Origin of the sequence: Vibrio campbellii CAIM 519 = NBRC 15631 = ATCC 25920 (assembly GCF_002163755.1) — a bacterium.
Classification (GTDB): domain Bacteria; phylum Pseudomonadota; class Gammaproteobacteria; order Enterobacterales; family Vibrionaceae; genus Vibrio; species Vibrio campbellii.
Window position 1 is genome coordinate 840146 of the sequence record NZ_CP015864.1, and the last position, 21596, is coordinate 861741.

A 21596-nucleotide genomic window follows, 5' to 3' on the forward strand; every position below is an offset into this window, starting at 1 on the left:
ACATGCAGGATCATCAACCGAGTATCATCCCCAATACAAAGCGACAAGATGAAGTACTTTGGAACGTCGATGAATTCGGCGTCGCAACGCTAACGCTCAATCGTACAGAGAAGCACAATGCGTTTGATGCCTGTATGATTGACTTGCTGATCCATAGGCTGGATTACCTCGCTTTACGCACCGATGTTCGATGCTTAGTGCTTCGAGGAAACGGCAAGCACTTCTCCTCTGGCGCGGATTTAAATTGGATGAAATCCATGGCAAACAGCACCAGAAAGCAAAACCTTGAAGACGCACAGAACCTCGCTCGTCTGGTGCATACACTGGACGCTTTCCCTCAGCCTACCATTGCGGTTGTGCAGGGTTCCGCATTTGGTGGCGCATTGGGCTTAATCTGTTGTTGTGATATTGCCGTCGCGGCGGAGAATGCGAAGTTCTGCTTGAGTGAAGTCAAGCTAGGGCTGGTTCCGGCAACTATCTCTCCTTATGTCATGCGTGCTATGGGAAACCGTCAAGCTCGTCGTTACATACTAAGTGCCGAAGTGATTAACGCCGCCAAAGCAGAAAAGTTTGGCCTTGTGCATGAGGTTCATAAGCTGGATAAAATCGAAGCCGTGGTAGAAAGTTTGATTGATTCTTTGCTGCTCAATAGCCCAGATGCAATGCGAAAAGCCAAAGCGTTATGCCATCAATGCCACCAAAATCCGATTGATGGTCAGCTTATCCAATACACGAGCCAACTGATCGCCGATATTCGCGTATCACCGCAAGGACAAGACGGCTTACAAGCCTTTCTGGAGAAACGAGAACCGGGTTGGATAAACAAGCCAGCTAAGGGCAAGAAATGAATTTGCCAAACAAGGTAAATATTGTCGAAGTGGGTGCGAGAGACGGATTACAAAACGAATCGCCAGTGTCCACGCAAGCCAAGATCCGCTTAATCGACCTGCTCTCGGATACAGGGCTCACCCATATTGAGGCAGGCTCTTTTGTGTCGCCTAAATGGGTACCTCAAATGGCCGATTCACTCGATGTGATGAAGAGAATCACCCGCCGCCACAACGTCATCTACTCAGCGTTAACGCCTAATGTGCAAGGCTTTGAGAAAGCGCTAGAAGCTGGAGCTACCCACGTTGCTATCTTCACCTCCTCATCGGAGGGCTTTTGCCGACACAACATCAATTGCTCGATTGCGGAAAGCCTCACCCGCTTTGAGCCAGTAATGGAATTGGCAGTAACCCATAACATTCCCGTTCGGGGCTACTTATCTTGCGTGGCAGACTGCCCTTACGATGGATCAACCAAACCAGAACAAGTGGCAAGAGTCGCTAACCTGCTGATGGAATTAGGCTGCTATGAGGTTTCACTTGGAGACACCATAGGTACAGGCACGCCTATGCGCATCGCTAAAATGTTAGAAGCCGTACTAGTGAAAGTCCCAACCCATAAGCTCGCTGTGCATTTTCACGATACGTGGGGACAAGCGTTAGCAAATATCTACCAAGCCTTAACAATGGGTGTCCATACCGTCGATAGTAGTGTGGCTGGACTTGGCGGCTGCCCTTACGCTCATGGCGCATCGGGTAATGTTGCTACCGAAGATGTGCTCTACCTTTGCCAAGGTTTAGGAATCGAGACAGGAGTAGATTTGGAGTTGCTCGCCAAAGCCGGATGGATGATCAGTGAAGAGCTAAACCGTCAGCCGACCTCGAAGGTATCGATGGCATTAAAGCAACGTTAATCATAAAACAAAAAGTTCTTTGTAAAACAAAAGGCTGCCTTGCTTAACAAGGCAGCTTTGTCATTTTCAAGTACGATGAGTTTTAGACAAAAAGGCGTTAAAACTTGTAAGTAGAACCAACGTACCAAGAACCAACCGACTGGTCGTAATCTTTAAATGCAGTTTCTAGCGTGTAATGGTCAACTTCATAACCTGCACGGAATGCAAGACCACCTAGCATTACCGGCGCATACTCCAAGCCAACACCTAAACGAACCGTACCGCCACTCTCGCTGTCCTTAAAGTTGTTGCCTGTGACGTTTTCTTTTACTTCGTAGCTGATGGAACCTAAACCAAGCGTTGCAAATGGGCGTAAGCCATTGTCGAACGTGTAACCTACATTTGCGGCTACGGTAAACGTATCGTGGCTTAGCTTTAAAGCCGAAACATTTTGCACCTTAACATCAGTATCCGCATACTTAGTGTATTGTGCTTCAATAGCAACAATGCGGTTGATTTGATAACCAGCAATCAACTTGTATGCAGAGCCATCCGAATCTGAAGTTAGAGGAACGCTTGCCCCTGAGTGTCGAGCGATTGCGTGACTTACATCATTCATGTAGCCTGCGTCATCAAAATCGGTATGACCGATGCCCGCACCAAGATAAAAGCCACTCATATCGTTAGCAGATGCAAAACTAGAAACCAGTGCAGTAAGAAGAAAAACCTTTTTCATTTTGAATTGTCTTTGCCGTGTTGTTTGAGTCGACACACTCTAAAATCTCACCCCTCAAATAACTAAACAGAAATCAAATTGTTTTCACATTTACATTTATACCCTTACTTAAAGAAAGGCTTAAAAGGCCATAAAAAATATCAATGCACTGATTTTTAATGATTTATTTTCATTTAAACTGCCAACTTGATTTATAAATTAATCTCGGTAGACTGTGCCGCTTTCAAAATAAATTTAGGTTCCCATAACTTTTTAATCTCACCTAACGAGATAGAAGTTGCCTTCTAAAAAGCCAATTTAGCAATGAAATCGATCCAGTTTTCGAACTTAACTTTAGAATGTGCAACAAGGACGTTACGTAATCAAAACGGAAATAAAGTCGTTCTCAGGCCTCTTCCTTATGAGGTTCTTTTACTGCTCCTGCAAAAAAATGAACCTGTATCCCGAGAGGAACTTTTCAAGACCTGCTGGGAAGGGTTGGTCGTGACCGATCAAGCATTAACCAACGTGGTTTCTGGCCTACGTCGTAACCTGCTTTCTTTAAAAGCCCAAAACGCTGAAATCAAAACCATCAGTAAAGTCGGTTATTTTATTCAGGCCGGATCCATTAAGGCCATCACGCAACCAGTACCTCAAATTGAAGAAACGGGCTCAGAAACTGTCTGCGATAATCAGAGCGATGAAGTAAGCCTCACCCATCCAATGCGACAGAAAACCAGTACTATCCTTCTAGCTGCGGTTTATGTTGTTGGCACCGTTGTAGCTTTGCTCACCCTTCTAAACTTAAAACCACTTTTCGAGAAGCCAAGCTATATAAAAAAAGACAACTATAAACACCTTGTCGTCGGACAAACCAACATCTATTTACATGACGCCACTCCAGGGTTTATTTCGGCCGACAATTTAAAACTGCTACTGAATAAATTACCCCAAGCGCAATGTAATGCAGACGTGTACATACGCCTTTTCCCTTCGATCTATGAGGCAAATATGGTCGCTTTGACTATTTGGTTGCAAAAAACGGATGGGAATAAAAACCATATGTATCGCCACTTTAATGTTCAGAGAGAACAATTGGGCGAATATATTGCCGACTCATACTCTAGCAAGGAGGCGATATGCGCATTTTAGCGGTGGTGTTTGCAGCGATTACAACTGCATTTGCCATTTATTGCTGGCAATTTGAAAGTTACGATTTTAGCGGCACCCGATGGCGTTGTTCGGAAACAAAAGCGGGATTTACTTCAGCAGCGTATCGTCAATATCTAAGCATCGAAGAATATACGACCATCTACTTTCCTTCCAATACCAGTGTGATTTACTACCAGTCAGGCATGCTCAATCATAAGTCGGGATTGAAAGAACCTTTCGAACTTGTGCTCACAGCGAAAAATGAAGTCAATGGACAGCGAATCCAGCAAAAATTTGACAGTGTCGATTGGAACCTGACACCACCCGAGTCTCCCTTATTTACCAGGGATAAGGCCAGTTTGGTCGGTTTTGAGTCTGATTTAAATTACTTTGTCCAAGATGAGCATCTCTACTTTTTTAACACAAACGAAAGCGAAGATGTGAACATTGCCTGCCACAAGGTTTAGGAATCGATGCAAGTTTGCATTGTGAGGAACTCGGCAAACCGGACGGATGTACAGTAAGAGTTAAGTCAGCTAGCCAACCACGGAAGGTACGCTTCTCTATGGCGATAATGCCGACTTAATCCAAGCGCAGGCAGAAGTTCTAATTGGACTCTTATTCAAGCCCGAAAGGCAGACTTCTGCCCAAGCGAGATGCATCAATAATGGCCACCAATATTGATGATCTTAATGCTGTTTGATGACGGGTAGATAAAGGTTACTCGATCCGTTTGATTCAAGCGTATCGAATAAATTGGATAAGTTTCAAACTTCTTCCCTTTCAACTGCTCATAGTGGGAATCCCCCACAGCAGATGCCGCGTCTTTCGGCGAGTAGTTTTGATCAACGATCAATCTGCGCCAATCATGATATTTCCGCATGCTACTCGGACTCACAGAAACGTGCTTACTTTTGTCGAAACGTGTTCTTTGATCACTGTCGTCAAATTCATAACTCATCGCATGAACTCCCTAAATATTCGTTTTTAATCATCATAGATTTAGCAATCGCACCAAGTGCAACCTGCCATTTTTGGCAAATCGACCTTAACGCAATCGTACCTTGATGCATAATGGCGAAATATAAGGTGAATCTGACGAGTCGAAATGACGGATACACGATACCTATTGCAAAAGAGAATATTTTTTAAGCAATGTGAATGTCAAAATAGATAAGTTGCAAGTTTGAGCACGGAATTCACGTTCTACTTCTGTGAACAACTTCGCATTCATACCTATAAATTAACCAAGAGAGACTAGAAAGGTAGAGCCAACGATAGTTATTTAGTTGGCTCTATAAAGTGAATTGAACTAAGCACGTTTTGGAAAACGGAGTTTGCCGCCAGTTCGGTAGAACAACAATGAAAACAAGATAAGTGCACAACCAACCAACTTATTTGCAGTCAAAAGCTCACCGTACCAAAGCACACTAAGTATCACAGTCCACACGGGTTCGAGAATCATAATCAGCGCTGCGTTGCCCGCTTGAACAAACTTCTGTCCCATGGTTTGCATCACATAGCGTAAGCTCGTTGCCAAAAGCGTACTAAGAGCAAACCAAATCCAGATAGAAGTCGACACTTCTTCAGGTACCGTTTCCACTAAAGATGAAATTAGTAAACCTATCAAACCCGTGATAAACAGCTGGATACACGTCAGCAACAATACCGGCAATTTCTGCGAGTACTTACTGTTGACGTTGAAGTGCAAAGCGAGCATCAAAGCTGCACCCAAAAACCAAAGTTGGCTAGTAGATTGTTGCCAGCCACCAGCCAAAGACAAACACCCTAAGCCAAGAATTGCGATAGGCAGAGAGATCCAGAAAATTCGTTGCGGTCTTTGACGGAACATGACCCAAGCAACGATTGGCACAAACAGCATCGAAAGACTCATGATGAATGCGCCCTCGCCCAGCGTATCACTGATAGAAATCGCATAGATCCAGCACATTAATGCGCCACCTAAAAGCACGCCAACCCCCGCAGCCGCAAAGATATCTTTCTTATTAGCGGCACGAAGCGGCTTAATACATAAAGGCAGTAAGCATAGAGAAGCGATGGTAAATCGCAGACCGATGAATCCGAATGGTGGTAGACCTTGAATGGTTTCTTTAGAGAAAATCCACCCTAGAGCCGCGATCATCATAGTTGCGACGAGCACGAATGCAGCTTTGCGTTCTGAGTTAAGCATAATTACTCACAAAAAATACCCGACGACGGAATCTTCAGGATTTATATATCATTGATTTTAATGCGTGGTCGATGGTTGTATTTTTATCGCAAATGCTGAACTGAATGTGTGCTAAAACTGGGGATTACTAACGTTTGCGAAACGCTCACAGTATACATTGTGACTCAGCTCTCATCGAGGAAATTACTGTGAAACTCTGTCATTATTTCATGACGTGATGCCATCAAAACACCCGCCGAACTCTCAGGCAAAAACTCAAGCAAAGTAAGGAATAACCTCAGTCTAAATTGAGAGCAAAATGCTACAATAGCAACGAAGTGAAACAGACGTCAGGAGGTGCTTTATGAGGCATTCAACCGTACTCTTTTTCATTCTGATAGCCCTACTCATCATCGCGCCAATCGCACTGGACTCACTCTTTAATCTTGTTACTACCCTACGCTTAAGTTACCTCGAGGCCGCCCCAAGTTCTGTCACGCACATCTATACCCAAGTGACTTCAAAATGCTAGATTCAGAGCGTTGTCATTGATTCGAGGTCAAGGAGAACAACGCAGTGGAATAGCGAGCTCTTTCCACGTTGTTTGAAGCAGAGATCGAGTCAATAACACGCTCCCGAAGGGTCCTCTTCATAAATAGTAAGGGTCTTGGCCTGTATACTTTGTTGTCGATTCTTGATTTAGACGTACTAGACCTTTAAATCGCCGCCGCGTCTACAGACCAAGTCATTCTCGCTGAACCAAGCATCTCGAGGTTACTTGGGTATATGACATGATGATCTATCGTGGTCGATAGTTTGTTTTCCAAGCTCTCTTATTCTCCAACCGCTCTTGCTTAAACCATGAGCGGTTTTCAATTTCTACTGTTCTTTTTAAAACACCTCAAAGACGAAAAAATCATACAAAACCCACCATTTTTCAAACGCCAAAAGCTAAGCACCTATTTTCACTTTAGTTTTATTGGCGCTGATTTTGTCCAATCCGCTTGGCCGGCACGTATTACTAATAAAATTCATAACTAAATCGGCTTGTATATAGCGATATTGCCAGTACCTGCTTATTCTTTAACTTATAAACATAAAAAATACGCTGGTTCATTCACCTCACAAATAAGAGAGAAGTACTGGCTTTAATAGCCTAAGTTAGTGAAAAACGCATTCAATTTACTAGGGAAACAGTGATGAGATTAAAGAACACGCATTTCATGGGAACAGGTATAAAGGCGGCTCTCCTCGCCACGATGTGCTTCTCTCCTTCCACTTTCGCAACTGACGCTAAAGCCGACAAGCAATTTGAGGTTGGTAGAGAGAAGTCGAAAGTATGCATGACATGTCACGGTGCTGACGGCATCTCTACGATCGACGCCTATCCAAACCTACGCGGTCAGAAGAAAAGTTACCTGATCTCTTCTTTGAAAGATTACAAAGCGCGGGAGCGGACTAGTGGGTTGGCGGTACTCATGCAGCAGCAAGCCGACGCCCTGTCTGACCAAGATATTGAAGACATCGCACACTACTACTCGCAGTTAGGGAACGAGCATTCACCGTCAGATAACGAGCCCCAGCCTTAAACGAGGAGCGTTCTTATGGAACAAACAACTACTCAATACAACACTCAAATTGTGAAGTATTTTGTGTTGGCATCGTTGGTTTGGGCGATTGCTGGGATGATCATCGGTGTCATCCTAGCAGCGCAGTTGTACTGGCCCATTCTGAACTTTGATTCGCAATATTTCCAATTCGGTCGTCTGAGACCTCTACACACATCTGGAGTGATATACGGCTTTGTCGTAAACATTTTAATGGGTACTTCGCTCTACATTGCCCAGCGTACTGGCCGTTGTAATCTGTTTAACCAGAGCTTGTCGTGGATGGTGTTCTGGGGGTGGCAACTCGTTTTGCTCTTGGCGCTTGTTACCTTACCCGCAGGCTACACGACATCAAAAGAGTACGCGGAGTTGGAGTGGCCAATTGACGTCTTAATCGTCTTGGTATGGGTGCTTTATGCCGTGCTGTTCTTTGGCACGATTGCCAAGCGCAAAGTAGACCATATCTTTGTAGCAAACTGGTTCTTTGCCGCCTTCATTATTGTGATTGCGATGATCTTCGTCGTGAACAATCTCGCAATGCCCGTCTCACTGATGAAATCCTATTCCGTCTTTGCTGGTGCACAAGACGCAATTGTTCAATGGTGGTGGGGTCATAACGCGGTAGGATTTTTGCTGACTGCGGGTGTGATTGGGATGAACTATTATTTCATTCCTAAAGCCGCTGATCGCCCTATCTACTCCTATCGTTTGTCTGTAATTCATTTTTGGGGCTTAGTTGGCTTTTACACTTGGGCGGGTACGCACCACTTGATTTACTCGTCGGTACCGGTTTGGGTGCAAAACATCGGCATCATTATGTCACTCATCCTTTGGCTGCCATCTTGGGCTGGCGCTTTCAACAGCGCGATGACGCTGCTGCAAAACAAAGAGAAACTCAAATCTGACTATATTTGCTTGTTCTTCTTCTCAGCAATCCTTTACTACTGCTTAGCCACTTTCGAAGGGCCTCTGCTTGCCATTCGCTGGTTCAATATGTTAGCGCACAACACCGAATGGGTGATAGGTCACGTTCACTCTGGCGCATTAGGCTGGGTAGGCATGTCTGGCATTGCGGTGTTCTACTACTTCATCCCACGTCTGTGGAACAAAACGGAGCTGTGGTCGAAGCGACTGATCAAATGGCACTTCTGGCTTGCCCATGCTGGTGTTGCCATTTATGCCATCGCACTTTGGGTGGCCGGTATTGGTGAAGGCTACATGTGGCTCACTCAGAATGAGAATGGTGAACTGGTTTACAGCTTTATCGAAGCCATGAACTTTAAAGCACCATGGTTGTTCTTGCGCTTCTTTGGTGGTGCACTCTTTGTACTCGGCTTGTTCCTGATGGCATTCAACTTGTACAAGACCGTACGCTCTCCGTCTGTACTAGTCGCGAAGGAGGCATAAGATGAGCAAAGACTTTACGCATTCAGTGATCATCTTGATCATCACCACCGCTGTTGTGGCTTCCTTCTCTCTTGTAGTGTGGGTAGTGCCTAACATCCTGCGTACTGACGACATTGCCAAAGGCAGTTTAGCGAAGCCGTTAACCGCGTTGGAGCTTGCTGGTCGCGATATCTACATCAGCGAAGGTTGCCATGTGTGCCACACGCAGATGGTTCGCCCGCTAGAGCCTGAGATCAAACGTAACGGACGCGCGAACCAAGAGTCCGATGATATTTACGAGTTCCCTAATTTATGGGGTTCCAAACGAACTGGCCCAGACCTAACCAATCTTGGACGCAAGTATTCGGACCAATGGCATGTATTACATCTTATCGACCCACGCCAAGTCGTTCCTACATCCATCATGCCAGCTTATCCTTGGTTGTTTGAGCAGACATTGTCTGGTAACGCCATTGGTAACAAGATGGAAACGCTCCGTACGTTAGGCGTGCCCTACACCGACCAAGAGATATCAGACGCGCGATTACAAATACGCGGTAGAACCAAAGCGGAAGCTCTGATTCGTTATCTTCAAAGCCTTGGTCAAGACACAGCACAGGAGGTGGCAAAATGAGCACATTCTGGAACTGGTGGGCAATTGCCGCCACGATTGTCTTCTTCATATTGATGGTGTCAGTCATCGTCAAATATTGGCGTAGCAACCATAAAGCAGACCAAGACCATACTATCGCCTCCTTCGATGGCATTGATGAAAAAGACGCACCGCCACCCAAGTTACTGTTTGCCAGTTACGCGGTCGCCTTTCTGTTGTCAGCAGGATACCTAGTTTTATATCCGGGCTTGGGCGAATGGAAAGGTTTGGCGAATTACGATCAAAGTGACGATAAACTCAGCGCACCGTCAACGACGCTTGATGAACAATTTAGCCAAGTTACGGACATGTCGCTCGATGCATTGGCACAAAACGGCGATATCGTTCGTTCTGGTCACATCCTTTTTCAAACCCATTGTGCCGCTTGTCACCGAGACAATGCTCAGGGCCAAAAGCACTTCCCTAACCTGATCGATAAAGAATGGATGTATGGCGGCGATGACGAAGCTCTGATTCATTCTATTGCCAAAGGTCGTAACGGCGCCATGCCGGGCTGGGTAGAGGTCATGAGGAAAGACGAAGTCGATAAGGTCGCCTATTACCTTGCATCCCTTAACCAACGTCACAGTGACGTACCAGAAGTGAAAGTTGAGTTAGGTAAGAATTTGTTCGTCGAATATTGCTCGTCATGTCATGGTGACGGCTCTATAGCAAATCAACAAACGGGCGTGCCTGACCTATCAGACAGTGTCTGGCTACATGGCGGGAGCATCGAGGAGATTCAACACACCATTAATTATGGTTTGAATAACTTAATGCCTGCGTTTGAAAGCCAACTTTCTGAGCACGAAATCCTCGCACTGGGTGCTTACATCCGTAAAGCGGGTGAAGAGCAAGAGCGGAAACTCGCAGCGCTTAATGCTGAGTCATTGAAACGCGGTGAGTACCTTGCCCATGCTGGGGACTGTGTGGCTTGTCACAGTGCTGAAGGTGGCGAACCTTTTGCAGGCGGTCTGCCATTCGTTACCCCATTCGGCACTATTTATTCCACCAATATCACGCCCCATGCCAGTGCAGGTATCGGTGAGTATGATTATGATGACTTCCGGGATGCGCTTGTAAAGGGGAAAGGCAAACATGGTTACCTGTATCCTGCAATGCCCTACACGTCTTATCAATACCTCACGGAACAAGACATGATGGATTTGTGGGAGTACATGCAATCTATTCCTGCCGTGGCGCGTCGTAACGATGAAAACCATATGATGTTCCCATCTAACATTCGTCTTGGTCTCCTTGGCTGGAACATTGTCTTTATGGACACCGACCCTATCGACTACAGCCTACCTTCAGAGCTTGAAGGTACGGTGGATGACGTAGAGAAGTGGCAGAAAGGCAAATACTGGGTTGCAGGCTTAGGACACTGCTCAGAGTGCCACACGCCGTGTAATATTGCGCAAGCATTGATTCCTGAGCGCATCTTCCAAGGTAACCTGATAGACGGCTGGAACGCACCTGACATTACGTCTACGGAGCTGTACGTTGGTGGTTGGGATGAAAAGACGTTGACCGACTTCTTACACACTGGTCATTCAGACAAAGGCACCGCGTTTGCCGGGATGGCGGATGTCGTGAAGAACAGCTTGAGTTTAATGACGCGTGAAGACATTGAATCCATGTCCTACTACTTGCTCAGTGGCGATGTGAACAACTTTATTGCCGCCGACGCTGTACCACTAGAGCCTAAAGGGTTCGATGACGACGCCTATCAAGAACCAATCTACACCGTCTACAAACAGACTTGTGGCGCTTGTCACGGCAACGATGGTAAAGGGCGAGACCCAATAGCGCCAACATTGCTAAATAACGGCATCATCATGCACAGCGACCCATTCAACACCATTGCGGTAACTGTGCGAGGCTTGCAACCTACCTACATTGATCCAGAGCGTAATTTCATGCCGATGGCGAGCTTTGAGGACATCCTCTCCGACGCGCGTTTAGCAGAGTTAATTACCTTTGTGCGTAAACACCTCGGAGACCAACAAGAAGCAGTTACTGCCGCTGACGTACAGGAAGTACGTGAGACGCTAGAAGCCGCTGGATACGCAGGAGGGCTGCATACAACGCCTGATATGTACGATAGACGCGATAACAACATCAACATCCGCTAGTTACTGTTGAGGTGAGTTGTTGCCGAAGAAAATCGTTGATGAGGCGAATTGTTGTTTATACGAACTATTGTTGTTTGAACAAACTATTGCTGAATTTTGTCCACAAAAAAAGCCCTTTCCAACCGGAAAGGGCTTTGACTTAGTTCCCAAAATTTCTGCCGTTTTACAGCAGTTCCACCGACTGTTGAGCGATAACCCACTCTTCATTGGTAGGAATAACTAGCGCTTTCGCACCAAGTAACTCAGATGTAGCAACAACACCTGAATTACCAAATCGTGCATCTTCGTTGCCTTTCACATCTTCAACGAAACCAAGCAGCTTTAGGTTGCCTAGGATTTCGCGACGAATTGGCATAGAGTTTTCACCGATACCGCCTGTGAAGATGATGCCGTCGAATGAATCAAGAGCAGCAAGGTAAGACGCAATGTATTTAGACACACGGTATGTAAACACTTGGAATGCCAGAGCAGCGCCTTCGTGGCCCTCTTCCATCGCTTCCAAAATACCGCGTGCATCGCTTGTTAGGCCAGACACACCTAAGAAGCCAGAAGCTTTATTCAATGAGTTGAACACTTGATCTTGAGACCAACCTTTCTTTAGGAGGTACTCAATGATGCCTGGGTCTAGGTCACCACAACGTGTGCCCATCATTAGACCAGACAGTGGCGTGAAACCCATAGATGTATCGACAGATTCGCCATTGTTGATTGCACAAACAGAAGCACCGTTACCTAAGTGAACAGAGATGAAGCTCGATTCTTCAACCGGCTTGTTAATCATCTTCGCAGCTTCACGGCTTACAAAGTAGTGGCTAGTGCCGTGGAAACCGTAACGACGGATGCCGAAATCTGTGTAAAGTTCTTTCGCGATTGCACCTGTGAATGCGCGTTGAGGCATTGTTTGGTGGAACGCAGTATCAAACACAGCAAACTGAGGAAGGCTTGGAAACGCTTCAACAGCAGCACGAATACCGATAGCACCTGCAGGGTTATGTAGTGGAGCAAGATCCGCAAGTTTTTCGATTTCCGCAGTAACTTCTTCAGTGATACGCACAGTTTGAGTGAATTTCTCACCACCGTGAACGATACGGTGACCTACAGCAACGATGTCTTGAGCTAGACCTAACTCTTCGGTTAAACCAACCAGCTTGCCAATAGCGATCTTGTGATGGCTATCATCGCCCTCGATTGTGATTTCCTTTTTCTCACCGTTAAATTTCCAGCTCATACGAGCGTCTGATAGACCAAAGCATTCGCCCAGACCACTTAGCACAGCATCGCCTGATTGAGAGTCGATTACTGCAAATTTTAGTGATGAGCTACCTGAGTTGATCACCAGTACAAACGAATTAGACATGAAATAGTTTCCTGTTATGGAGCAGAGGTTTTGTAATTGCGCTTCCGCGCTGCGTACTTCTTGTTTGTGCCTTCTATTATTCAATAATTTTTTAATCTTTCAACTATCTTTTAGTGCTAGTTATTTAGTTGGACATTTTTTGTTGATCTATGACAAGTTTAGATTTTATTTGAAGGCTAAAAAATATCTTTTGTTACAACAAATGTATGAATACTCATTTTTGTACAAAACCAAAAGTATGAGCTAAGTTGTTTAAACGGGATTCAGAAGTTACAAACATATTAATAATACGGAATAATAGCGTGCCCACATTTGCCTTTATACTAGTTATCATAGGTCTACTTTTGCTCTGCTGGGGATGGCAGATGACAAAAAATATTTGCTTGAAAACCGACGTTCCGGGATGGATTGTACTGTTGGTTTTTATTACTGGGTTCATATTTGCCTATGCTGCTTTTCTTCACGAGATCATCAACAAGCCTGTTGCTACCTTGTTAGAAACGGGGCTTGCTCTACTGCTGCTAGGTGGCAGCATCTTCGTCGTGCTCGTTATCAAATGGAGTAATGATTCGATACACGAGCTACATGCAGTCGCGGAGCGAGAAAAACACAACGCTGTTCATGACGCTCTTACTGGCCTACCCAACCGAAAGTTTTGCTTTGAACAAATCGACAACCGAATCCAAGAAAGCGCCCCCTTCTCTGTCATACTTTTTGATGTAGTCCACTTTAAACAGATTAACGATGCTATGGGGCATTTCAGTGGAGACCAGCTACTCATCCAAATCGGTCAAAGATTACAAACTGAGTTGAGCGGAGACGACAAGATTTTCAGAGTCGGTGGCGACGAATTCGTTATTCTCACATCGTGTGCTGAGTATGGTGCAGGTTCAAACTTAGTTGAGCGGCTAGATAGTGCGATGTCCCAACGCTTCAATCTCGGTGAATTTCAGGTCTCTTCTCGCGTGGTTTTTGGTTTGAGCACCTTTCCTTTCGATGCGGAGTCAAACGATCTTCTTATCAAGTGCGCAGACATCGCCATGTACCATGCAAAGCGTAATGGACAGTTGATGGCGTTTTATAACGAAGACATGAACGTCGGAGCCAAATATCAACTTGAAATTTCCTCTCGAATTCAATGCGCCCTAGAGAAAGAAGAGTTTCAACTATATTACCAACCTCTGATCGATGCCCATACCAGCCTTGCTGTGGGGTTTGAAGCGGTGATCCGATGGCAAGATAGTAATGGAAAAAACATCTCTCCTAACGACTTTATTCCAATCGCTGAGCGGAGTAATCAGGTACATAACATTACAATGTGGGTACTAGACCAAGCAGAGAAGGACTTACTGAGCTTAATCGAACAAGGCATCCGGCTGCCTGTACACGTGAACCTATCAGCCAAAGATCTCTCCTCAAATCTCCTTTTCTCAAGACTTGAGAAAATGCTGAGCGACAACCCTAGCTTTGAAAACCTAATTGGCCTTGAGATCACTGAAACGATGGCGATTGATCGTGTCTTGGAACTCAACCCACTTATTAACCAGATTAAGAGGCTGGGTATCAAGATTAGTTTGGATGATTTTGGGACTGGCTATTCTTCCCTTTCCCTATTGCGAGACTTACCTGTCGATCAGATCAAAATCGACCGTTCTTTCCTGAGCACCGCAAGCAAGACAGAAAGCACCCGCTCCATTGTCGAGAACACCATCGCCCTCGCCCATGGCTTAGGCTATTCGGTAGTCGCAGAAGGTGTACAAGATTTGGATACATTGCATTTCTTGCGCAGCAGAGGCTGTGACATCATTCAAGGCTACCTATTTTGCCCTGCACTGCCGCTGCATGAAGTCATTAACTGGGTAAACAACCACGAAGAAGAACAAACTCATATTCGACGCGCATAAAAAAACCGAGCACTTGGCTCGGTTTTTAAATTCATCTAGCGATTAAGCAATTATGCTTCTTGTGAGCGACGACCACGGCCGTGACCACGTTCACCACGGTGTGCACCACGGTGATCACCACCACGGTTGCGGTCGAAACGACGTTCGCCACCTTCACGGTTACCATCGCGGTTGCCGTCACGGTTACCACGGAAGCCACCTTCGCGACGACCGCCTTCACGACGACCACCTTCGCGGTTGCCATCACGGTTACCACGGTAACCGCCGCCATCACGACGACCGCCATCGCGACGACCACCGTCACGGCGACCACCACGAGACTCACGGAAGTCATCGAAGTCACATACTACAGCACCAACATCTTGTTGACGGATACGTAGCTTGCTTAGTTTGTTCGCAGCGTCTGAAGTCATTGCTTTAGGTAGCTGTACGAATGTGTGACCTTGCGCTAGCTTGATCGCACCGATAGAGCCTTTGCCTAGACCTAATTCGTTTGCTAGAGCGCCAACGATATCTTTAACTTGAACACCTTGTTCGCGACCAACTTGAAGCTGGTAAGTATCCCAGTCTTGGTTGTTGAAGTTACGACCACCTTCACGGCGCTCTTTACGACGTTGCTTGTCACGTTCAATCGCTTCTACCATTGGGTCTTCGCCAATGTAGAATAGAGGACGTTTACCTTGCTGACGCTTAAGAAGCATTGCAGCAAGCATCGCTGGATCGATTTCTAGAGAAGTTTGTAGTTTCTCTACAAGCTCAGCGAACTTGTCTAGTGCTTTGTGCTCTTTCTCTGCTTCCAGTTCAGCCGCTAGCTTGTTTAGACGAGCTTCTGCAACTTGGTCACGTAGAGGAAGTTGGATTTCTTCCATAGATGACTTGGTTACGCGCTCGATAGTGCGAAGCATACGGATTTGGTTAGTGCGAACTAGAAGGATCGCTTTACCTTTACGTCCAGCACGGCCAGTACGACCGATACGGTGGATGTAAGATTCAACATCGAATGGGATGTCGTAGTTAAATACGTGAGTAATACGTGGAACATCAAGACCACGAGCAACAACGTCAGTTGCAACTAGGATGTCGATAACACCTTGTTTGATGTGATCAACAGTTCGCTCACGTAGAGACTGAGGAATATCACCGTGCAGTGCAGCAGCTTTAAAGCCACGTGCAGATAGCCAATCAGCTAGACGCTCAGTGTCTTGACGAGTACGTACGAATACGATTGACGCGTCAGTTTCTTCAGTTTCAAGAAGACGAGACATAGCTTCATCTTTCTCTACACCCTTCACTACCCAGAACTGTTGTTGAACTTTGTCAACAGTGTGGTTTTTACCAGCAACGTCTACCGTTACAGGATCACGTAGGAAACGCTCAACAATGTTTTTCAGCATTGGAGGCATAGTTGCAGAGAACAGAACGCGTTGAGCCGATTCAGGAGCGTGCTCCATGATCGCAGTCACGTCGTCCACGAAACCCATGTTTAGCATTTCGTCCGCTTCATCAAGTACGAAAGTATTTACCTCGTCTAGATGTAGACGTTCACGGTTGATAAGGTCTTGAACACGGCCAGGAGTACCAACAACAACGTGAGCACCACTTTTTAGTGCACGCATTTGATCCACGATAGATGCACCACCGTAGATCTCTAGAACTTTAAGACCCTTGATGTTTTTACCAAGGTTTTTCATTTCAGCCGCAACCTGAATCGCTAGCTCACGTGTCGGAGCAAGTACGATTGCTTGTGGTTTGCGTTGGCCAAGATCTAGCTTGTTTAGAAGAGGCAGAGAGAATGCTGCCGTTTTACCTGTACCCGTCTGTGCTTTACCCAGCGCGTCAGCACCTTCCAACAGGTGTGGGATTGCCGCAGCCTGAATTGGAGTTGGTGACACGAAACCCATTCCGTCTAGAGCAGAAAGGATAGAATCATTCAGAGATAAATCGCTGAATTGAATAACAGAATCTTGCATTGGGATCCTACTTAATTAAACAAAAAAACAGTCCCATATGCTCTTCCAATTCGATACTGATCCATCCGTTTACTAAATCCGTTCAGACAGGAGCTAGTACAGTACACAACCGCGATAAGCCATTAGGGACGACTAAGGGAGGCGGATTATTCCTTAAATGCATAAAAAAAGCTAGAAAAAATTGAATTACATCACAATTTATTCTCACTAATGGTATTTTTCGCATAAATTTCCACCTCTCCCCCCATTCTCCGGAGAGAAAAGCACCAGTACGCCGTTCAATTCATCAATAATTCACAGCGAATTTGTGTGCTTTAGGTAGTAATAATAGTGCGTAATGATTATAGTGTGCCCAATTCCATTGGTAAGTTAAGAAAAGATGTTTCAAGATAACCCGCTATTAGCTCAGCTTAAGCAGCAAATCCAAGAAAACCTGCCTAAAAAAGAAGGCTCAATCAAAGCAACTGATAAAGGCTTTGGCTTCCTGGAAGTGGACAGCAAAACCAGCTTCTTCATCCCACCAGCGTACATGAAAAAGTGCATGCACGGCGACAAAGTCGTTGCCATTATCCGCACTGAAAACGAACGTGAAGTCGCTGAACCACAAGAGCTGCTAGAACAAGCTGTAACTCGCTTTATTGGCCGAGTAAAAATGTTCAAAGGCAAGCTAAACGTTGCACCCGATCACCCACAGCTGAAAAAGCTCTCCCTTAAAGCCAAACTAAAGAAAGGCCTAAGACCTGACGAGTTCGTAGAAGGCGATTGGGTTGTTGCGCATCTTATTCGCCACCCGCTTAAAGGCGATAACTCCTTCTTCGTAGAAATTTCTGAGAAGATTACCGATGCAAACGACAAGATTGCGCCTTGGTGGGTAACGCTAGCGCAAAACGATCTACCAAACTCTGAACCAGCAGGCATCGAGAACTGGGAACTAAAAGACGACGCGGATCTAGAACGCGTAGACATGACTCACGTTCCTTTCGTGACTATCGATGGTGAATCAACCAAAGATATGGACGATGCACTGTACGCGAAGAAAACAGAATCTGGCGATTTCGAACTCACTATCGCAATCGCAGACCCAACAGCGTACATCACACCTGAAGATGACATGGATAAAGTCGCGCGTGAACGTGGCTACACTATCTACCTACCAGGTCGTAACATCCCAATGCTGCCTCGCGATCTAGCGGACAACTTGTGTTCTCTAATCGAAGGTGAAATCCGCCCTGCTATCTGCTGTACAGTAACAGTAAACAAAGATGGTGTGATTGGTGATGACATTAACTTCTTCGCAGCCAACATCAAATCACATGCTCGTCTAGCATACGACAACGTATCTGATTGGCTAGAAACCGGCAGCTCGGATAAATGGCAACCGTCAGAAGAGATCGCGACTATCCTTCGTGACCTATACGATTTCTCTCGCGCCCGTGCTGAGTGGCGTGAAAAGAACGCTGTTGTGTTCCCAGACCGTCCTGACTACCGCTTCGAACTAAGCGAAGACAACGACGTTGTTGCGATCCACGCTGACATGCGTCGTAGCGCAAACCGCCTAGTTGAAGAGTCAATGATCACAGCAAACATCTGTGCGGGTCGTACACTACGCGAGAAATTTGAAACAGGCGTATTCAACACACACGCTGGCTTCAAAGCTGAGAAAATTGAAGAAGTGGTTGAACTGGTAAACCCAGAAGGCGCACTAGAGTTCACTGCTGAATCTATCGCAACACTAGAAGGCTTCGCAGCGCTTCGTCGTTGGTTAGGTGAGCAAGAGACCTCATACTTAGATAACCGCATTCGCAAGTTCCAAACGTACAGCGAAGTGGGCAATCAACCTCTTCCTCATTACGCAATGGGTCTTGATATCTACGCGACTTGGACTTCACCAATCCGTAAATACGGTGACATGATCAACCACCGCATGCTGAAAGCAGTCATTTTGAACAAAGAACCTGTTCAAAAACCAGACGATGAAGTGGGCGAAGAGCTGGCTCTGCACCGTAAACATCACAAAATTGCCGAGCGAAACGTATCAGATTGGCTATACGCGCGCACTCTTGCAGAAGAGCCATGCAAACAAACGTGTTTCACAGGTGAGATTTTTGATATTAATCGTGCTGGTGCACGTGTTCGACTTCTCGAAAATGGCGCAGCGGCCTTTATTCCTGGTAGCTTGATTCTTGATAATAAAGAAAGAATTGAGTGTAACGGCGACAACGGTACCATTTCTATCGATAAAGAAGTGGTATACAAGTTAGGTGATACATTGGAAATCGTTCTAGCGGACGTGAACCAAGAGAACCGCAGCATCGTTGCAAAGCCAACCCAGGTATTTGCTGATAAACCAGCAACACAAGCAGAAGAAACTGTAAGTGAATAATACCGATTGAAGTTTAAAGGCGCTCAAGTGAGCGCCTTTTTTATACGTCATGCAAGAAAGATAAGAACGAATATGCCGAACATTGAGATCATTCGCTTTAATCACTTCACTGCTCGCAAAAGTGAACGCTACACCGCCACCCACAACGGCTTATATGTTGTTGAAGAAGGCTCACTCATCATTAACCAGCCAAGTGGTGAGCGAATTGAATTAAACGCCGGAGACTTCACCCTTTATAACTCCGCAGACCTACGCAGTGCCGAAGCCAAGCCCGGCGTGTTCAAAGCCGTAGCGCTAGTGTTTGATATTGGCTTGTTCAGCGAGTTTAAATCTGCCCATCCAGGCGTACAGTCAGAAACAGAAGAACGTCGCTTCTACCCTTTTTCTTCTGAAAACCAATCCTCGATTGCAAAGCTTAAAGACACGTTAATTGAGTTAGCGGACAATAAAGCACCGCAATACGCTCAAGGTCATATTGCGCTTTCACTACTATCACTGATGGTCGAATTACAGCCAGACATTCTATCTATCATTGATGACGCAAGCAGCCTCACCGCGTCTCAGAAGGCGATTAAATACATTGAGAAGAACATCGAGAAAGACATCACATTAGAAGCGCTAGCAACGCACATGAGCATGTCTATCGCGACATTGAAACGCAGACTGGCAGCAGAAAACCTCTCGTTCTCGCACATATTGAAGGTGAAACGCATCAACCACGCAGCAACGCAACTGCGTGTGTCACAGAAGTCGATTACTCAAATTGCATTTGAATCCGGCTTTAAGAGTGCTGCACACTTTAGTACCGCGTTTAAATCGATTTACAGCATTACGCCTAAAGAGTTTCGTAGCCAAATTGCGAAGTAACGCATGGCATGGCACGAAACGGTGACAGGGTTAACGGATAGAGGATTAACAGATAGAAACGGCTGTTAGTCCCAGAAACACGCTTGAGGATCGCTCTCTAATTCGGCGAGAAGCACCTCAAGCCTTTCACTCATCGGTAGCCTTTCATAAGGTACCCACACCAGATCTTCTCCACGATACGTTGGCACGTAGAAACACCAAAGCTGAGTTTTGGCATCAAACAGGATTTTAGCAATGGGAGACGTATATTCACTGTGCTGTGAATCAAGCAAGAAGTGCGCATGATAAAGCTCAACACCGTTCTCTATGGGCTCGTACAAGCACTTGCCTATCGCTTCTACCGGCAAATTTACATTGCGCCTAGCGCAGAGCGTTTGAACCAATTTGTGCAGACGACTGGTCGCCATTTGAGACACGGACATGAGCCTACTCCTGATATGTTGTTCTTAGTATATACCCAAGTACCTGAGAGAGGCAGAAATCACCATCGAGGAATGCGCTCGCTCAAGGCTAGAATATCACTCCATTTAACGACGAAAAGCTAACTGCGTCACCTCTTATGTTTCAAATCGGTAAAAGCCGCCCTTCGCATATTATTGATAACTATCCGTTTAAAGCGAGAGCAATCGATCATTCGCTATGGATATCGATGCGCATTCACAAAAGTGTAACCTGAACGAAATATGATGAGCGCTGCTTTATACCGTATTTGGAGTTCAATATGTTACGTCTTTCTGTGGCGACCTTACTAGCCATGGCTCTGTCCCTTCCTTCTGCTGTGGCAAAAGAAGTCAATATTTCCGGTTCTACCTCTGTTGCACGCGTAATGGATGTACTGGCTGAAGAATATAATAAAACGCATCCTGACGATTACATTGCCGTACAGGGCATTGGCTCAAGCGCTGGTATCACTATGGTGAACAAGGGCGTGGTTGAGATTGGAATGAGCTCGCGCTACTTAACAGAAAGAGAGAAAGGCGAAGACCTCAACGTATTCCCTATCGCTTACGATGGTCTTGCTGTTGTTGTTAACCGCACTAACTCTGTCACCAACCTTTCGGAGCAACAACTGTTTGATATCTACAAAGGTAAAATCGACAATTGGAAACAAGTCGGCGGCGCAGACCAACCCATTGCCGTGGTAACACGTGAAGCGTCTTCTGGCTCTCGCTATAGCTTTGAAAGCTTGCTAGGCCTTACTAAGGTCATCAACGACCGTTTAGTATCGGACATCAACCCAAACAACCTAGTGGTAAACAGCAACAGCATGGTAAAAACCATTGTTAACCACAACCCGCACGCTATCGGCTTTATCTCCGTCGGCTCAGTGGATCGCTCAATAAAAGCGATTCAGTTTGAAGGTACCGATCCAACCGCAAGCAACATCGCCAACCACAAGTACAAACTGGCTCGCCCTTTCTTAGTTCTGTACAAAGTAGATGGTTTGGATAACGCAGGCAAAGAGTTCGTGAAGTTCCTGAAATCGGAACAAGGCCAAAAAGCGATTGCCGATTACGGCTACACACCCGTGAAAAGCTTTAACCAATAAAACGCAAACATAAAAAAAGAGAGCCAAAT

Annotated in this window: 18 protein-coding genes; 12 read left to right on the plus strand and 6 right to left on the minus strand. The window is 45.8% G+C overall.

Annotated features, from left to right (window positions below; translation table 11 throughout):
• The first annotated feature begins 2 nt into the window (after positions 1-2).
• Positions 3-848 carry an enoyl-CoA hydratase-related protein gene (locus A8140_RS19695; protein ID WP_005532296.1) on the plus strand — a complete coding sequence of 282 codons (846 nt, stop codon included), beginning with the start codon at positions 3-5 and terminating at the stop codon, positions 846-848.
• Positions 845-1741 carry a hydroxymethylglutaryl-CoA lyase gene (locus A8140_RS19700; RefSeq protein ID WP_005532297.1) on the plus strand — a complete coding sequence of 299 codons (897 nt, stop codon included), beginning with the start codon at positions 845-847 and terminating at the stop codon, positions 1739-1741. The genes A8140_RS19695 and A8140_RS19700 overlap by 4 nt, the downstream gene beginning before the upstream one ends.
• Positions 1742-1838: 97 nt before the next feature.
• Here the strand turns inward: A8140_RS19700 and A8140_RS19705 are convergent, their stop codons facing one another.
• Positions 1839-2456, minus strand: coding sequence for a porin family protein (locus A8140_RS19705; RefSeq protein WP_005532299.1), 618 nt, complete (start codon positions 2454-2456; stop codon positions 1839-1841).
• Between the two features lie 303 nt (positions 2457-2759).
• Between A8140_RS19705 and A8140_RS19710 the strand changes: the two genes are divergently transcribed.
• Both A8140_RS19710 and A8140_RS19715 read left to right on the plus strand, forming a co-directional pair.
• Positions 2760-3587, plus strand: a complete 828-nt coding sequence (locus A8140_RS19710) for a winged helix-turn-helix domain-containing protein (RefSeq protein WP_005532300.1) — start codon at positions 2760-2762, stop codon at positions 3585-3587.
• The gene (locus tag A8140_RS19715; protein WP_005532301.1) at positions 3575-4054 is read left to right on the plus strand and encodes a hypothetical protein; all 480 of its coding nucleotides are present in this window, start codon (positions 3575-3577) and stop codon (positions 4052-4054) included. Before A8140_RS19710 ends, A8140_RS19715 begins: the two co-directional genes overlap by 13 nt.
• Positions 4055-4248: 194 nt before the next feature.
• On the opposite strand, the gene A8140_RS19720 is transcribed toward A8140_RS19715, so the two are convergent.
• Positions 4249-4548 (minus strand): hypothetical protein, encoded by a 300-nt coding sequence (locus tag A8140_RS19720; RefSeq protein ID WP_005532302.1) that lies wholly within the window; start codon positions 4546-4548, stop codon positions 4249-4251.
• Between the two features lie 351 nt (positions 4549-4899).
• The gene (locus A8140_RS19725) at positions 4900-5778 is read right to left on the minus strand and encodes a DMT family transporter (protein ID WP_005532303.1); all 879 of its coding nucleotides are present in this window, start codon (positions 5776-5778) and stop codon (positions 4900-4902) included.
• 1178 nt (positions 5779-6956) lie between these two features.
• On the opposite strand from A8140_RS19725, the gene A8140_RS19735 reads away from it, so the two are divergent.
• The 4 genes from A8140_RS19735 to A8140_RS19750 are packed head-to-tail and all read left to right on the plus strand — an operon-like array spanning position 6957 to position 11537.
• A complete protein-coding gene (locus tag A8140_RS19735; RefSeq protein ID WP_005532304.1) occupies positions 6957-7346 on the plus strand; it encodes a c-type cytochrome in 390 nt (129 codons plus the stop codon).
• Between the two features lie 15 nt (positions 7347-7361).
• The gene (ccoN, locus tag A8140_RS19740) at positions 7362-8771 is read left to right on the plus strand and encodes a cytochrome-c oxidase, cbb3-type subunit I (protein ID WP_005532306.1); all 1410 of its coding nucleotides are present in this window, start codon (positions 7362-7364) and stop codon (positions 8769-8771) included.
• 1 nt (position 8772) lies between these two features.
• A complete protein-coding gene (locus A8140_RS19745) occupies positions 8773-9384 on the plus strand; it encodes a cbb3-type cytochrome c oxidase subunit II (RefSeq protein WP_005532307.1) in 612 nt (203 codons plus the stop codon).
• On the plus strand, positions 9381-11537 hold the full coding sequence (locus A8140_RS19750; RefSeq protein WP_005532308.1) for a c-type cytochrome: 2157 nt from the start codon (positions 9381-9383) through the stop codon (positions 11535-11537). The genes A8140_RS19745 and A8140_RS19750 overlap by 4 nt, the downstream gene beginning before the upstream one ends.
• A 163-nt stretch (positions 11538-11700) precedes the next feature.
• Here A8140_RS19750 and A8140_RS19755 read toward each other — a convergent pair whose 3' ends face one another.
• On the minus strand, positions 11701-12894 hold the full coding sequence (locus tag A8140_RS19755) for an acetate/propionate family kinase (protein ID WP_005532309.1): 1194 nt from the start codon (positions 12892-12894) through the stop codon (positions 11701-11703).
• 365 nt (positions 12895-13259) lie between these two features.
• Here A8140_RS19755 and A8140_RS19760 point away from each other — a divergent pair, with 365 nt between their 5' ends.
• Positions 13260-14798, plus strand: a complete 1539-nt coding sequence (locus A8140_RS19760; RefSeq protein WP_005532310.1) for a putative bifunctional diguanylate cyclase/phosphodiesterase — start codon at positions 13260-13262, stop codon at positions 14796-14798.
• Between the two features lie 50 nt (positions 14799-14848).
• Here the strand turns inward: A8140_RS19760 and A8140_RS19765 are convergent, their stop codons facing one another.
• On the minus strand, positions 14849-16768 hold the full coding sequence (locus A8140_RS19765; RefSeq protein WP_005532311.1) for a DEAD/DEAH box helicase: 1920 nt from the start codon (positions 16766-16768) through the stop codon (positions 14849-14851).
• A 379-nt stretch (positions 16769-17147) separates the two neighbouring features.
• Between A8140_RS19765 and rnb the strand changes: the two genes are divergently transcribed.
• Entirely contained in the window at positions 17148-19151 is a 2004-nt protein-coding gene (rnb, locus tag A8140_RS19770; RefSeq protein WP_005532313.1) for an exoribonuclease II, read from the plus strand.
• A gap of 72 nt (positions 19152-19223) precedes the next feature.
• A complete protein-coding gene (locus tag A8140_RS19775; protein WP_005532315.1) occupies positions 19224-20018 on the plus strand; it encodes an AraC family transcriptional regulator in 795 nt (264 codons plus the stop codon).
• A gap of 65 nt (positions 20019-20083) precedes the next feature.
• Here A8140_RS19775 and A8140_RS19780 read toward each other — a convergent pair whose 3' ends face one another.
• On the minus strand, positions 20084-20440 hold the full coding sequence (locus tag A8140_RS19780; protein WP_005532316.1) for a DUF3024 domain-containing protein: 357 nt from the start codon (positions 20438-20440) through the stop codon (positions 20084-20086).
• 299 nt (positions 20441-20739) lie between these two features.
• Between A8140_RS19780 and A8140_RS19785 the strand changes: the two genes are divergently transcribed.
• Positions 20740-21567 carry a phosphate ABC transporter substrate-binding protein gene (locus A8140_RS19785; protein ID WP_005532317.1) on the plus strand — a complete coding sequence of 276 codons (828 nt, stop codon included), beginning with the start codon at positions 20740-20742 and terminating at the stop codon, positions 21565-21567.
• Positions 21568-21596: the final 29 nt, after the last annotated feature.

Coding starts and splice junctions, on each gene's coding strand:
- A8140_RS19785 (WP_005532317.1), top strand. CDS start 20,740: ATGTTACGTCTTTCTGTGGCGACCTTACTAGCCATGGCTCTGTCCCTT.
- A8140_RS19765 (WP_005532311.1), bottom strand. CDS start 16,768: ATGCAAGATTCTGTTATTCAATTCAGCGATTTATCTCTGAATGATTCT.
- A8140_RS19755 (WP_005532309.1), bottom strand. CDS start 12,894: ATGTCTAATTCGTTTGTACTGGTGATCAACTCAGGTAGCTCATCACTA.
- A8140_RS19710 (WP_005532300.1), top strand. CDS start 2,760: ATGAAATCGATCCAGTTTTCGAACTTAACTTTAGAATGTGCAACAAGG.
- A8140_RS19725 (WP_005532303.1), bottom strand. CDS start 5,778: ATGCTTAACTCAGAACGCAAAGCTGCATTCGTGCTCGTCGCAACTATG.
- A8140_RS19735 (WP_005532304.1), top strand. CDS start 6,957: ATGAGATTAAAGAACACGCATTTCATGGGAACAGGTATAAAGGCGGCT.
- ccoN (WP_005532306.1), top strand. CDS start 7,362: ATGGAACAAACAACTACTCAATACAACACTCAAATTGTGAAGTATTTT.
- A8140_RS19700 (WP_005532297.1), top strand. CDS start 845: ATGAATTTGCCAAACAAGGTAAATATTGTCGAAGTGGGTGCGAGAGAC.
- A8140_RS19745 (WP_005532307.1), top strand. CDS start 8,773: ATGAGCAAAGACTTTACGCATTCAGTGATCATCTTGATCATCACCACC.
- A8140_RS19750 (WP_005532308.1), top strand. CDS start 9,381: ATGAGCACATTCTGGAACTGGTGGGCAATTGCCGCCACGATTGTCTTC.
- A8140_RS19780 (WP_005532316.1), bottom strand. CDS start 20,440: ATGTCCGTGTCTCAAATGGCGACCAGTCGTCTGCACAAATTGGTTCAA.
- A8140_RS19705 (WP_005532299.1), bottom strand. CDS start 2,456: ATGAAAAAGGTTTTTCTTCTTACTGCACTGGTTTCTAGTTTTGCATCT.
- A8140_RS19775 (WP_005532315.1), top strand. CDS start 19,224: ATGCCGAACATTGAGATCATTCGCTTTAATCACTTCACTGCTCGCAAA.
- A8140_RS19720 (WP_005532302.1), bottom strand. CDS start 4,548: ATGAGTTATGAATTTGACGACAGTGATCAAAGAACACGTTTCGACAAA.
- A8140_RS19695 (WP_005532296.1), top strand. CDS start 3: ATGCAGGATCATCAACCGAGTATCATCCCCAATACAAAGCGACAAGAT.
- rnb (WP_005532313.1), top strand. CDS start 17,148: ATGTTTCAAGATAACCCGCTATTAGCTCAGCTTAAGCAGCAAATCCAA.
- A8140_RS19715 (WP_005532301.1), top strand. CDS start 3,575: ATGCGCATTTTAGCGGTGGTGTTTGCAGCGATTACAACTGCATTTGCC.
- A8140_RS19760 (WP_005532310.1), top strand. CDS start 13,260: ATGACAAAAAATATTTGCTTGAAAACCGACGTTCCGGGATGGATTGTA.